Origin of the sequence: Nonomuraea sp. K271 (assembly GCF_009908215.1) — a bacterium.
GTDB lineage: Bacteria > Actinomycetota > Actinomycetes > Streptosporangiales > Streptosporangiaceae > Nonomuraea > Nonomuraea longispora.
This window is the reverse complement of sequence record NZ_JAAAHR010000033.1, coordinates 1-13,144: the sequence shown is the minus strand read 5'-3', so window position 1 is coordinate 13,144 and position 13,144 is coordinate 1. Positions and strand designations below refer to the sequence as shown.

The 13,144-nt window shown below is 71.0% G+C and carries 12 protein-coding genes; 6 read left to right on the top strand and 6 right to left on the bottom strand.

Features of this window, described 5'->3' with window-relative positions; translation table 11 throughout:
• Window positions 1–334 precede the first annotated feature (334 nt).
• Together GUY59_RS14410 and GUY59_RS14405 are read right to left on the bottom strand one after the other, a co-directional pair.
• Entirely contained in the window at window positions 335–703 is a 369-nt protein-coding gene (locus GUY59_RS14410) for a DUF742 domain-containing protein (RefSeq protein WP_132629126.1), read from the bottom strand.
• Window positions 696–2,558, bottom strand: a complete 1,863-nt coding sequence (locus tag GUY59_RS14405; RefSeq protein WP_138200346.1) for a sensor histidine kinase — start codon at window positions 2,556–2,558, stop codon at window positions 696–698. Before GUY59_RS14405 ends, GUY59_RS14410 begins: the two co-directional genes overlap by 8 nt.
• A gap of 187 nt (window positions 2,559–2,745) precedes the next feature.
• On the opposite strand from GUY59_RS14405, the gene GUY59_RS14400 reads away from it, so the two are divergent.
• Complete coding sequence (locus GUY59_RS14400) at window positions 2,746–4,305, top strand: ABC transporter substrate-binding protein (protein WP_138200345.1); 1,560 nt, start codon at window positions 2,746–2,748, stop codon at window positions 4,303–4,305.
• Here GUY59_RS14400 and GUY59_RS14395 read toward each other — a convergent pair.
• A complete protein-coding gene (locus GUY59_RS14395) occupies window positions 4,289–4,471 on the bottom strand; it encodes a hypothetical protein (RefSeq protein ID WP_138200344.1) in 183 nt (60 codons plus the stop codon). The two genes, GUY59_RS14400 and GUY59_RS14395, sit on opposite strands and share 17 nt — an antisense overlap.
• A 20-nt stretch (window positions 4,472–4,491) precedes the next feature.
• Between GUY59_RS14395 and GUY59_RS14390 the strand changes: the two genes are divergently transcribed.
• On the top strand, window positions 4,492–5,118 hold the full coding sequence (locus GUY59_RS14390) for a hypothetical protein (protein WP_201760871.1): 627 nt from the start codon (window positions 4,492–4,494) through the stop codon (window positions 5,116–5,118).
• A 119-nt stretch (window positions 5,119–5,237) separates the two neighbouring features.
• Window positions 5,238–8,252 carry an AfsR/SARP family transcriptional regulator gene (locus tag GUY59_RS14385; protein WP_138200342.1) on the top strand — a complete coding sequence of 1,005 codons (3,015 nt, stop codon included), beginning with the start codon at window positions 5,238–5,240 and terminating at the stop codon, window positions 8,250–8,252.
• A 13-nt stretch (window positions 8,253–8,265) separates the two neighbouring features.
• Here the strand turns inward: GUY59_RS14385 and GUY59_RS14380 are convergent, their stop codons facing one another.
• Window positions 8,266–8,994 (bottom strand): AfsR/SARP family transcriptional regulator, encoded by a 729-nt coding sequence (locus GUY59_RS14380; RefSeq protein WP_161714541.1) that lies wholly within the window; start codon window positions 8,992–8,994, stop codon window positions 8,266–8,268.
• 142 nt (window positions 8,995–9,136) lie between these two features.
• On the opposite strand from GUY59_RS14380, the gene GUY59_RS14375 reads away from it, so the two are divergent.
• The 3 genes from GUY59_RS14375 (at window position 9,137) to GUY59_RS14365 (ending at window position 11,122) form a co-directional block, all read left to right on the top strand.
• On the top strand, window positions 9,137–9,901 hold the full coding sequence (locus tag GUY59_RS14375; protein WP_161714540.1) for a hypothetical protein: 765 nt from the start codon (window positions 9,137–9,139) through the stop codon (window positions 9,899–9,901).
• A gap of 99 nt (window positions 9,902–10,000) precedes the next feature.
• Complete coding sequence (locus GUY59_RS14370) at window positions 10,001–10,798, top strand: exodeoxyribonuclease III (protein WP_138200339.1); 798 nt, start codon at window positions 10,001–10,003, stop codon at window positions 10,796–10,798.
• 90 nt (window positions 10,799–10,888) lie between these two features.
• Window positions 10,889–11,122 (top strand): hypothetical protein, encoded by a 234-nt coding sequence (locus tag GUY59_RS14365; RefSeq protein WP_132330626.1) that lies wholly within the window; start codon window positions 10,889–10,891, stop codon window positions 11,120–11,122.
• A 197-nt stretch (window positions 11,123–11,319) separates the two neighbouring features.
• Here the strand turns inward: GUY59_RS14365 and GUY59_RS14360 are convergent, their stop codons facing one another.
• Both GUY59_RS14360 and GUY59_RS14355 read right to left on the bottom strand, forming a co-directional pair.
• Window positions 11,320–12,264: a cobalamin biosynthesis protein gene (locus GUY59_RS14360; protein WP_138200338.1), complete on the bottom strand. Its 945-nt coding sequence runs from the start codon at window positions 12,262–12,264 to the stop codon at window positions 11,320–11,322.
• Window positions 12,248–13,144 (bottom strand): phosphotransferase (locus GUY59_RS14355; protein ID WP_330849165.1); only part of this gene is annotated, 897 nt, incomplete at its 5' end. The genes GUY59_RS14355 and GUY59_RS14360, both read right to left, overlap by 17 nt.

The following is a 13,144-nucleotide window of genomic DNA, read 5'->3' as shown; positions in this document are numbered from 1 at the left end:
ACTGTCCGCACGGTGCCGAGCCGGATGGTTAGCGTTAACATTTCATCGATGCATGGGCCTGCTCCGGTGAGCGCGTTGTCGCGGAGTACATCCGACGGTCCGGCCCGGCGTCAACGAGGGCCGGTCCTGCCGGCCTGGGTGCTGTCGCCGCAACGCCTTCTCGCCTGGAAATACGCCTCCACGGAGGGCCGTGCCGTACTCCCGCGGAGGTGAAAGTTTCAGCAAGAAGCCTCGTGCCGGCAGTTGACGTGCGACACGTTCGGTGTTGTGGCTGGTGCTCCGGCACGACGGCCCCGCCGACCGGCCACGTACGGGTGGCGGGGCCGACGGGCGGTCACAGTGCCTTGAGCCCGCTGATCACCTCGAGCAGCACCTTCGCGTCGGGCGCGGGGGGCGGGTGTTCGACCTGCACGAGCTGGCGCGCGTGCAGGTCGCCGACCAGCACCCTGATCACGCCGATGGGCAGGTTGAGCTCGGCCGCCACGTCCACGAGACGGGTCGGCTGGGTGCACTTCTGCAGGATGATCAGGTGCTCGGGGTCGAGGCCGCGCGGCGTCGTCAGGCCGCCGGACGTGATGATGACCGCGATGAGGTCGATGGCCTCGCTCGCGGGCACCGTACGGCCCCTGGTCAGCAGATAGGCGGGGACGATCGGACCGGCGTCCTCGTCCAGCCAGCGCTCTTCCGGGCTGTTGTCACTCACTGCGCACCACCCGCATGGGTCGAGCGGGTTCCTTGACGTGGGGCTCCGGGTTCGGATCCGCCACGTGCTCAGCCGGGATCAACACGATCGCGGTGGTCCCTCCATATGGTGAACCGCGTAGTGTCACGCGGATGTCATGCCTGGCGGCCAGTCGGGAGACGACGAAAAGGCCGAGCCTGTCGCTGTCGGCCAGGTCGAACTCCGGCGGGCTGGCCAGCCGCTCGTTGAGCTCGGCCAGCATTTCTGCGCTCAACCCGAGCCCCCGGTCCTCCACCTCGAAGACGAACCCCCTGGCCGCCTCCTCGCCCCGCACGATGACCTGGGTGTGGGCGGGGGAGTAGACGGTCGCGTTTTCGATCAGCTCCGCCACGAGGTGGATCACGTCGCCGACGACGGGGCCCGCCAGGCGCTGGCCGGACATCGGCTCGACGGTGACCCGCGGGTAGTCCTCCACCTCGGCGGCCGCGCCGCGGGCCACGTCGAGCAGCGGCACGGGGCGGCTCCAGCCGCGGCCCGGCGTGGCGCCCGACAGGATGATCAGGCCCTCGGCGTGGCGGCGCATGCGGGTGGTGAGGTGGTCGAGCTTGAACAGGTCCTCAAGGGCGTCCGGGTCGGTCGCGCGGTGCTGCATGTCCTCCAGCTGGATGCGCTGGCGGTGCAGCAGCGTCTGACTGCGCCTGGCCAGGTTGCGGAAGACGTGGCCGACGCCCTCGTTGAGCCGAGCCTGCCCGATGGCGGCCTCGACGGCGGTCTGCTGGACCGTGGAGAAGGCCTGCCCGACGTCGTCGATCTCGACGGTGCTGCTCGCCACCGACACCTCGGGCAGCTCGACCCGCTCGCCCCCGCGCAGCTTGCCGACCACGTGCGGCAGGCGCTCCTGCGCCACCTCCAGCGCGGCCAGCCGGAGCGCGCCGAGCTCGCGCGACAACCGGTTGCCCATCCGCAGCGAGAACACGATCGACACGATCACGAGGACGAGGGCCGTGCCCGCCAGCAGGTGCGCCCGGTTGAGCACCTCGTCGGCCACCGGGTCGGCGCGTGCGTTCAGGTCGGTGCTGGCCCGCATCTGGACGTCCTGGAACGACTTGGCCAGCTCCTCGCTCACGCTCAACCAGTCGCCCGGCGAGCTGCCCGAGATGATCTGGTCCTCCATCATGCGCATCCGCTGGTAGGCCGCGGACGTGATCAGGGCGACCTGGGGGTCGCGCAGCGGCGGGTCGAGCTCACCGAGTGCCTGGTCGACGAGGAAGCGCCGGTTGCCGACGATCTGCGTGAACGTCCTGCGCTCCGCCGCCGTGGTCGGCCCGAGCGCGATGGCCTGCTCGCGGGTGAGCAGCTCCTTGGCGTAGCTCATGTCGATGACCACACGTGACTGCTCGTAGATCGGGATGTCGTCGATGAGCGCGACGCGGCGGTGCAGGCCGAACAGGGTGTCGATGATCGCGTCGTAGGACTCCACGGCGTGCAGGCGGTCGCTCAGGCTCGTGTCGATCTCTCCTCTGATCACGTCGAGCCTGTTCAGTTGCGTGTACACCGCGTTCACCTGCGTGCGGATCTCTTCCGATTCGTCCTTGGAGCTTTCCGAGAGCCGCCTGAAAGTGAGTTCGGCGGCGTCGGTACGGCTACGCTGCGTCCCCACCGCGGGCTGGGCCGCCATGTGACGCAAGTGCTTGGCCGAGACGAGACGCTCCCGCTGGATCTCGTTGATCAGTTTGTACGCTGGATGGCGGAGGTTCGTCCAGAGTGTCTTGTACTCCCGTAGCTCCAAGCTCTCGGTGGCGGTGACGGCGGTGATGACGCCCCACAACACCACCATGGAGGTCAGAGGCACCAGTAGGATTCCGATGATCTTCATGCGGATCGTTCGGCTACGACCCATGGCACCTCACTCCGGTCGGTCCCCTGCTGGCAACCCCGGACGGGACAAGCCCTGAGGATAGCAATTCGATCACCAGATTGCCCAATTTTTCGGGAGTTTGGGACATGTTTTCATGATCATGCAGTAGGTTTCCCCGGGTACGTCGGTGACGGAGGAGGACGCGTTGCGCAGTCGTCTCGTTGCGGCCGCGGCGCTGGCGCTCCTCATGGCGTGCTCGCCTCCTGCAGAGGTGCGCCAGGCCCCGCAGGGGACGTCCCCCTTCGTGCACGTCTACAACGGCGACGTGATCACCGAGTGGGACCCGAGCCGCTCCTACTCCAACGAGATCATCGCCTTCCAGAACGTCTACGAGACCCTCACCCTCTGGAACCCGGTCACCAAACTCGCCACCCCACGCCTGGCCACGTCCTGGCAGGCCTCGGGCGACGGCCGCACCTGGACGTTCACCATCCGCTCGGGCGTGACCTTCCACACGGGCAGGCCGCTGGACGCGGCGGCCGTCAAGGCCTCGATCGAGCGCACCATCAAGGCCAACACCGGCGCCTCCTACATCTGGAACGCCGTCTCCTCGATCAGGGTCGACGGCCCGCTGACGGTGACCTTCACGCTGCGCTACCCCGTCCCGCTCGACCTGGTGGCCTCCGCCGGGTACGCCGCCTACATCTACGACACCAAGGCCGCCCCCGACCTGACGAAGTGGTTCGCGCAGGGAAGGGACGCGGGCACAGGGCCGTACACCGTGTCCCAGTGGCAGAAGGGGGCGGAGGAGGAGCTCACGCTCACCGCGTACGACGGCTACTGGGGCGGCTGGCACCGGCCGCACTACAACACGGTGAAGTACCGTGCCGTGTCGGACCCGAAACGGGCGTACCAGATGTTGCTGGACGGCGAGGCGACCTTCGTCGACCGGCTCTCACCCGGGTTGTTCGCCAGGGCCTCGGCCAAGGCGGGCATCCGCACGTCGGAGCGGCGCTCGTTCACCACGGCGATGATGCTGTTCAACACCGCGCGCGGCCCGATGAAGGACATCCGGGTGCGCCGCGCGGTCCAGAAGGCCGTCGACTACCAGGGTGTGGTGCGCGCGCTGCGCGGCGCCGTGGGCCCGGCCAGCGGCATCGTACCGGACGGGCTGCTCGGCCACGTGCCGGGCAAGGAGCCGAAGCAGGACCTGGAGGGCGCCGCCCGGCTGCTGCAAGCCGCCGGCCACGGGCCGGGCGGCGAGCCGCTGCGGCTGCGCGTGACGTACGGGCAGGGCCAGCCCGACCAGCACGTGCTCGTCTCCAGGTTGCGGGCGGCGCTGCGCCCGCTCAACGTCACCCTCGACGCCCGCCCCATGAACTGGAACGCGCAGTGGGAGCTGGGCAAGAAGCGCGGCCAGGACATCTTCATCATGTACTGGTGGCCCGACTACGCCGACGGCTACTCCTACTTCGGCAACGTCTTCCACAGCGCCGACAAGCCGGAGTTCAACCTGTCCTACTTGCGCGACCACAACCTGGACGCGCTGCTCGACTCCGTGCCCGAGCTGACCGTGACGGACAAGGCGGCGGCGCAGCGGGTGTACGAGCAGGCCACCGACAGGGTGCTCGACCAGCGGGTGGCCGCGGCGCTGCCCTGGGTGGTCTACTCCCAGCGCGCCTACCTCGGCGGGGTCGAGGGCTATGACGACAACCCCGCCTATCCCAACGTGGTCTTCGTCCACAGCCTCAGGCCGTCGGCGTGACCTCGTCCGGGCCGTCACCGCGCGCGGCGTCGACCCGATCGCGCAGGTGGGCCCTGATCTCCTCGGGGGTGTAGGCGCGGCGGCGCCGCTCGGCCCGCGCGATCACCACCCCCGTGGCCGCCACTCCCATGATTCCGGCCAGACCCAGCATCTTCCACCAGCGCATGTGCCTAGGCTAACGGTGTGCTGACTCTCGACGAGGCCGTCAAGGTGACGCGCACCGGCGACCTGTGGATCTTCCGCGGGCGCTCGGTGCCCGACCGCGCCATCCAGACGATGACCAACAGCCCGGTCAACCACGTGGGCATGGCCGTCGTGATCGAGGACCTGCCGCCCATGATGTGGCACGCCGAGCTCGGCCGGTCGCTGCTCGATCTGTGGGCCGGCACCCACCACCGCGGAGTGCAGCTGCACGACCTGCGCGACGCCGTGACGGTCTGGGCCGACCGGTACGACCAGCGGCCCTGGCTGCGCCAGCTGGACCCCGAGGCGACGCGCGAGATGGAGGACGCCGCCCTGCGCACGGTGGCCAGGCTCGACGGCACCCCGTTCCCCTCCACCACCCGGCTGGCCGCCCGCTGGTTCAGGGGCCGGATCCCGCGCCGCGGCCGCAGGGAGCAGACGCTGGAGAGCGCCTACTGCGCCGAGGTCGTGGCGGTCACGTACGAGGAGATGGGGCTGCTGCCCGCCGGTCGCCGGCCCAACTGGTACGACCCCGGCAGGTTCTGGAGCGGCGACGACCTGGGGCTGCTGCAGGGCTACCGGCTCGGCAACGAGATCACCGTGGGCGTCGAGCGTGGCGACCGAACGTAAAAAGCTGGCAAAGGACGCCGCGTTCCCAGGCCGCCGCGTCCGCGGAACCCGGCCGCAGGACGTGCTCTCTGCGCCAACAGCGAAGATGACGATGGTTTGACGCATTAGGCTCGGACCCAATGGACATCCGCGTGCTCGGCCCGATCGAAGTGTGCGACAGCGGTGCTGAAATCCCGATCGAGGGCGCCCAGCAGCAGTGCGTGCTCGGGCTCCTCGCGGCCTCGCACGGCGCCTACGTGCCGGTCGACCGGCTGATCGAGGCTCTGTGGGAGGAAGACCCGCCCAAGACCGCCAAGACCATCGTCCAGCTCAAGGTCTCACAACTGCGCAAGACCCTGGGCGGGCGCATCGCCAGCACCACGGCCGGCTACTCCCTCGCCGTACCCGCCGACGAGGTCGACGTGTGCCGCTTCCGCCGCCTGGCCGCCGAGGGGCGGGCGGCGAACCGGCCCGAGGACGCCGCCGCGGCCTGGGAGCGAGCCCTGTCGCTGTGGCGCGGGCAGCCCCTGCAGGGCGTCGGCACCGCCTGGGTCGACCAGCGCGTACGCGCCCCGCTGACCCGTGAGCGGTGGGACCTCGTCGAGGAGTACGCCTCCGCCCTGATCGAGCTGGGCCGCCACCGCGAGGTGCCCGCGCTGGTGCAGGAGCTCAGGGACGAGGAGCCGCTCAGGGAGACGCCGCACGCCCTGGCCATGACGGCGCTCTGGCACGACGGGCGCACGGCGGAGGCCCTGGAGCTGTTCCACGGAGTGCAGCGGCTGCTGGCGGGGGAGCTCGGCGTCGACCCCGGGCCCCGGCTGCGCGACCTCCACCAGCGCATCGTCGAAGGCCACCGACCCGTGGTGCCGCGCCAGCTCCCGCGCGACGTCGCCGGCTTCGTCGGCAGGCAGGCCGAGATCACGCGCGTACGCGAGCTCGTCCGCGAAGGCCGGGTCGCCGTGGTGACCGGCGCGGCCGGCATCGGCAAGTCGGCGCTGGCCGTGCACGTCGGCCACCAGGTCGCCCCCGAGTTCCCCGACGGCCAGCTCCACGTCGACCTCAACGGCTACGGGCAGGGTGAGCCGCTGCCGCCCGAGCGGGTGCTGCCCCGCCTGCTGGGCGCGCTCGGGGTGCCGGCGCCGGGCAGCACCGCCGAACAACTCGACCTCTACCGCTCGACGCTGGCCACCAGGCGGGTGCTCCTCCTGCTCGACAACGCCGCCGACGCCGAGCAGGTGCGCCCGCTGCTGCCGGGCGGCTCCTGCGGGGTCATCGTCACCAGCCGCGACACGCTGCGCGGGCTCACCCTGCAGGGCGCGCAGAGCGTACGGCTGGCCACGCTCACCCCCGGCGAGGCCCGCGACCTGCTGGCCGACCTGGTGGGCAGGGACGTCGTGCACACCGACCCCGAGGCCGTCGCCGAGCTGGCCGAGCTCTGCGGGCACCTGCCGCTCGCCCTGGCCATCGCAGGCGCCAACCTCATCGGCCGGGCCGACCTGCGCGAATACATCAAGGAGCTGCACACCGACCGCTGGAGCACGCTGGCCGTCGAAGGCGACGCGCAGGCCACGGTCGCCACGGCGTTCGCCAGCTCGTACGCCGCGCTCCCCGACGACGCGCGGATGCTCTTCAGGCGCTTCGGGCTCGTCCCCGGCTGCGACTTCACCGCGCACTCCGCCGCCAGGCTGGCCGGCACCGACCCGGCCGCGGCCACCCGGCTGCTGACCAGGCTCGCCTCCGCCCACCTCGTCGAGGAGCACACGCCCGGCCGCTACCGGCTGCACGACCTGGTCGCCCTCTACGCCCGCGAACACTGCACGGCCGGCGAGGACGACCCCACCGGGCTGCACGCCTACTACCTGCACACCGCCAGGGCCGCCGCGCCGCTCCTCGCGCCCTCCATCGAGCTGCTCCCGCTCACGCCCGAGGACCCGCCGTACGACGCGGAGGAGTTCGCCGACGCCGACGCCGCCACCGCATGGCTGGAGGCCGAGCAGCACAACCTGCTGGCGGTGATGGACCACGCCTCCGGGCGCGTGCTCTGGCGGCTCATCGAGACCCTGCGGGCCTTCATGTACGGCACGTACCAGCCCGAGCTGATCGCCGCCCTGGCCGCCAGAGGCCTGGCCGCCGCCGAACTCGACGGCGACCTCGCCGGGCAGGCCAGCATGCACCACACGCAGGCCAACGCGCGCTTCGTCCTCAACGAACCCCGCGCCGCCCTGCGCCACTACGAGCTCGCCGCCGAGTTCTACGAGCGGATCGGCTGGGGCACGGGCACGCTGCTGACGCTGACCAACTTCGTCGTGGCCACCTCCAGCCTCGGCGACTTCCACGAGGGCGCCGCCAGGCACGAGCGCATCGTCCGGCTGTGGGAGGCGCTGGAGCCCTCGACGAAGCTGGCCGCCACGCTGGAGAACCACGCCATCGTGCTGCTGTGGTCAGGGCGCCCCCGCGAGGCCCTGGAACAACAGCTGCGCGCCAACCGCATGCGGGAGACGCTGGGCGAGCCGTCCGCCTGGCGGGCCAGGGCCGGCTCCATCGTCGGCGACATCCGGCTGGCGATGGGCGACCTCGACGCGGCCGTAGAGGCGTTCGACCAGAGCCTGAAGTCGGCCCACGCGAGTCAGCTGCCGGGCACGTTGTCGAGCGCGGCCATGGCGAACCACCTGAAGGGCGACGCCGCCAGGGCGGCCGACCTGGCCAGGCGGGCCGTGCAGACGGCCAGGGCCGGCGGCCTGCGCAGCGAGTACGACGAGGCCCGCAGCACGCTCGCCCTGGTGGACGACTCCATCGAGCTCGGCGTGCGCATCGCCATGCTCAAGGAGGTCGTCGCCTCCTACCGCTACCGCACCTATCCCTACCTCGACACCCGCGCGCGCCTCTGGCTGGCCGAGGTCTGCCTGCGCGGCGGCCGGCGCGCCGAGGCCGTCGAAGCGGCAGATCAGGCGCTCGACGCGGCCACCCGGCACGGCCTGCGGCGGCTCGAAGGGCTGGCGCTCACCCTGCTCGCACGGGCCGACCTGCTCGACGGGCACCTCGACGCGGCGCGCGAACACGCCACGCGGGCCGCCGAGGTGCACGGGGAATGGGGGCACCGGTTCGACGAAGCCGCCGCGCGGGCCGTGCTCGACGAGCTGCTCGACCAACCGTGAGCCGGCTCAGGCCTCAGGCCTGAGCCGCCAGCAGCGACTCGAAGGTGCTGCGGAGCTCTTTGCCCGGGTCCACGCCGAGCTGGTCGGCCAGCAGGCGGCGGGTGCGCTCGTACAGCTCCAGCGCCTCCGCCTGCCGCCCCACCTGGTAGAAGGTCGTCATCAGCAGCGACACCAGCCGCTCCTGGTGCGGGTTGGCCGTCACGGTCGCACGCAGCGGCGCGACCAGCCGCTCCGGTTCGCGCAGCCGCAACCTCCTGCGGGCCAGCTCCTCGACCGCGGCCAGCCGCGCCTCCTCCAGCTCGACCGCCGCCACCTCCAGCGACCTGCCGCCCCCCGACTCGCCGAGCGCGGGACCACGCCACAGGGCGAGCGCCTCGTCCAGCAGATCGGCGCCGGACCTGTCGTCGCGCCGCGCCGCCTCGGCCACCATGCGGCGGAACCGCAGCGCGTCCACCGACTCCGGGTCGGCCAGCAGCAGATATCCCGACGAATCCGTCTCCACCCGGGCGCCGACCAGCGCCCTGCGCAACCGGTACACGTGTCCCTGCACGGTCATCCGCGCACTGTCCGGGGGATCACCCTCCCACACGGCGTCGATCAGCCGCTCCACCGGCACCGGACGGTTCAGGTCCAGCAGCAGCGCGGCCAGAACATAACGACGCTTACGCGGCCCGATGTCCAGGCGGCGTCCCCCGACACAGGCGTCAATGGACCCGAGCAGGCGAAACTCCAAGCGATCCATTCGCCTCAGCATGGGGGGAGGTGCTAAAGGGCGGCTAAACACCATGCCGTGCGGCGGATCCACGCGCCGCACCAACAGAACGCCAACCGCGTCTGTCAAGGTCTACCACTCACGATCTTCGGTTGAACAGGAAGAAAATAGAATGATCAGGAAGAAGGCCGCCATCGCCGTCATGGCGGGCACCCTCATCGCCGGACCGTTGGCCACCGTCGCCATGGCGCAGCCGAGCAACGCCGCCGTCGTCGCGAAGGACCGCCTCGGTCCCGGCGACTGGCTGCTGCCCGGACAGTCGCTGAGCAACGGCCGGTTCAAGCTCATCCAGCAGGCGCAGGGGAACCTGGTGTTCTACGACGGCACCAAGGCGTTGTGGAGCTCGCCCACCGCGGGCAAGCCGGGCGCCCGGGCGACCATGCAGAAGGAGGGCAACCTCGTCATCTACGGGCCCGGCAACAAGCCGCTGTGGTCCACGCAGACCGCCGGCAACCCCGGGGCCTACCTCAAGCTGCCCAACCAGAGCGGCAACCTGGTGATCTACTCCAGGGACAACAAGCCGCTGTGGTCCTCCAGGGCCTACATCAGCAAGCTGCCCTCCGGTCAGGTGCTGCGACCCGGGCAGTTCGTCCGGTCGAGCAACGGCCGCTACAAGCTGATCCAGCAGAAGGAGGGCAACGCGGTCCTGTACGACGGCAAGCGCAGCCTGTTCACCACGCCGACGGCGGGGCACCCGGGCGCGCGCTCCATCATGCAGAAGGAAGGCAACTGGGTCGTCGTCGACCGCAACGACAAGGCGCTGTGGACGACCAAGACCGCGGGCAACCCGGGCGCCTGGCTGTCGGTCAGCAACGACGGCCGCGTCATCATCTACTCGGCCGCCAACAAGCCGCTCTGGAACAGCCGAATGCGCTGACCGGAGACGCACGGCGGCGGAAACGGGCGACGGGCGGGCCGGCCCGCGTGGCGCGGCCCGCCCGGGACGCTCGACGCCGTGCGGTGGCAGGCTGGAAGTATGCGCCTGGCTACCTGGAACGTGAACTCGGTCAAGGCACGACTGCCCCGCCTGCTCGCATGGCTGGCCGAGGTCGAACCCGACATCGTCTGCCTCCAAGAGACAAAATGCCCCGCGGACGCGTTCCCCGCGGCGGAGGTGGGCGCGCTCGGCTACGCCACCGCGGCCCACGGCGACGGGCGGTGGAACGGCGTCGCGCTGCTGTCCACGGCCGGGCTCGACGACGTGACCCTGAGCTTCCCCGGCGAACCGGGGCTCGCCGAACTCGACGGGGTCGGCGCCGCCCGCCCCGAAGCCCGCGCCATCGGCGCCACCTGCGGCGGCATGCGGGTCTGGTCCCTGTACGCGCCCAACGGGCGCACAGTCGACTCGCCGCACTACGCGTACAAACTGGACTGGTTCGCGGCGCTGCGGGACGCGCTCCAAGCCGAGCTGGCCGCCGGGCCCGTCGTGGCGTGCGGCGACTACAACGTGGCGCCCACCGACGCCGACGTGTGGGATCCCGCGCTCTTCGCCGGCTCCACCCACGTCACCCCGGCAGAACGCCAGGCCCTCGCCGGCCTCCGCGCCCTGGGACTCCACGACGTCGTGCCGACGCCGATGAAGGGGCCGCACCCGTTCACGTACTGGGACTACCGGGCCGGGATGTTCCACCAGAACAAGGGCATGCGCATCGACCTGGTCTACGCCAGCGCGGACGTCGCGGGGCGGGTGCGGTCGGCGTACGTCGACCGCGAGGCCCGCAAGGGCAAGGGCCCGTCCGACCACGCGCCCATCGTGGTGGATCTGCGGCCATGAACTAATACCAAATCACGGCCATCCGAGTATTGTGTCTTCTCGAATGTCTCGGGGGTGTCAAGAACCATCAAGGCCCACAGGGGGAGCTCCGTGGAACCTGCAGACGGCCGTGTCATTCTCTTCATTCTCATCGCCTTCGCCGTGTTCGCCCTCGGCCGCCGCTTCCAGACCATGGTCATCATGCGCCAGGTCTGGAAGCAGAGCGCCAGGCAGGTCAGCGCCAGGAAGGCCGTCGCGAACAACGCCGCCAAGTCCATGATCGGAATCACTCTGCTCGCGATATTCGTCATCTGGCTGGTGCTCAACTTGAATCGCGTCATGTGAAAAGGCCGCGCAATTGCACGGGGTGGAGCAATGAATGCGCGGCCCTGCGAAAAGCACCGGCCCGGGCACGTAGGGGCGATCGAGCGGTGTACGTGTGCCGCGTGCCGCGTCCTGCGTGCGGGCGTGTGAGGCGGTTCCGGTCAGCCGCGTACGGGCGTGTGCGGCGGCGGTCGGGCGCGTACCGGCGGCAGGCTGCTTCAGCGGCGATGGCGGCCGGGGCCGCGGGACAGGGCCCAGGCGGCGAGGACCGTCGTTGCCGCGGCGGCCACGCTGACGGCGCGGGTCAGGCGGACGGCGCGGCGGATGTCCTTGACGTCCGGTTCGGGCCCGTCGCCCATCGTCGGACGGTGTTCGGCCCTGCCCTCGTAAACGTTCGTGCCGCCCAGCGTGACGCCCAGCGCGCCGGCGAACGCGGCCTCACAGCGCCCGGCGTTCGGGCTGGGGTGCCGGTGGCCGTCCCTCCAGAGCGCGGCCAGCGCGCCGCGCGGGTCCGGCCCGGTCAGCACCACCAGCAGGCCGGTCAGCCGCGCGGGCAGGTAGTTCGCCGCGTCGTCGAGCCTGGCGGCGGCCCAACCGAACCGCTCGTAACGCGACGAGCGGTGGCCGACCATGGCGTCCAGCGTGTTGATGGCCCGATACGCCAGCAGGCCCGGCACACCCGCCACCGCACCCCAGAACAGCGGGGCCACGACGGCGTCGGAGGTGTTCTCGGCCAGCGACTCGACCGTGGCGCGCGCCAGTTCCCCGGCCTCCAGCCGGGACGGGTCGCGGCCGCACAGGTGGGGGAGCCGGGCCCTGGCCCGGCCGAGGTCGCCGTGTTCCAGAGCGGCGGCCATGTAGGCGCCCTCGCGGGCCAGCGTGGTGCCTCCGAGCACGGCCCAGGTGGCGACGGCGGTCATGACCGTACGCGCGGCCCGGCCGGGGATGCGCTGGGCCAGCACGCCGAGCGTGGTCGCACCGCCCACGCACACGGCGACGTGCAGGACTCCGCGCGAGCGTGCGTCCTGGTGGAGCCTACGTTCCAGCTTCGCCGCGGTACGTCCGAAAAGCGCGACGGGGTGGGCGGGAGACCGCGGGTCGGCGACGAGCCGGTCGAGCGCCACGCCGAGGGCGAGGCCGAGGGGGTCAGACCAGGTGGGCATGGAGTTCATCTTCGTGCACGTCCAGCCATGCGGCGGCACGGCGGATGCGCTCGCCGGCGCCGCTCGCCCACATCTTCGCCCAGTTGCCGCCGGCCGAGGCGCGGGTGCGCATGGCGGTGTAGGAACGGTGGAAGCGGAGCCTGGCCAGTTCGAGGAGGCGGCGCCGGTCGCGGGGGAGGACGCCGTACGCGTCGCAGAACAGGCGCAGGCGCTCACCCACGTCGAGGGAGCGGAGGAGCGCGGGGCGGTCGACGGGGTCGGAGATCGGGGCCCAGTGGCGAAGCGTGGTGACGATGTCGAAGAGCCGCGTGGTCGGCCGGGCCAGATCGAAGTCGATCAACGCATAAGGCTGGCCGACCTGAAAAACCACGTTATCCATGGTTAAGTCACAATGCCCGATGACCTCCGGCGCTTTATCATCATTCGAACCCCCCTCCCAGCCGTTCAGCGTCAGCGGAAACCCCGCCGTCGCATCATGGAACTCCCGCACCAGCACCGCGAGACCGGCCAGCGCCTCATCACTGACGATCTCCGGCCGCAACCCGGTCGCGCCCGGCACGTAAGTGAGCACCTCGCGCCCGTACTCGTCCATCCCCACGACCCGTGGCGCCCCCTCGAACCCGACCGCCTCAAGGTGCCTGAGCAGGGCGTGCACAGAGGGCGTGGACGTACTGGCCGGTCTGCGCACGGTGTCACCGACGCGCACCACCCCGTCAGTCACATCCCCGCCCTGCAAGGGAATCTCATGCAGGACCGTCGCGACCATGGCACGGAAGCTTAGACTTTCCGCCCCGCCCGCGCCCGATATTTTCACCGGTTGGGGCGACAAGATCATCCCGTGCCCGCCCCCGGCATCCTCGCCCACCCGGCCGCGTCCGTC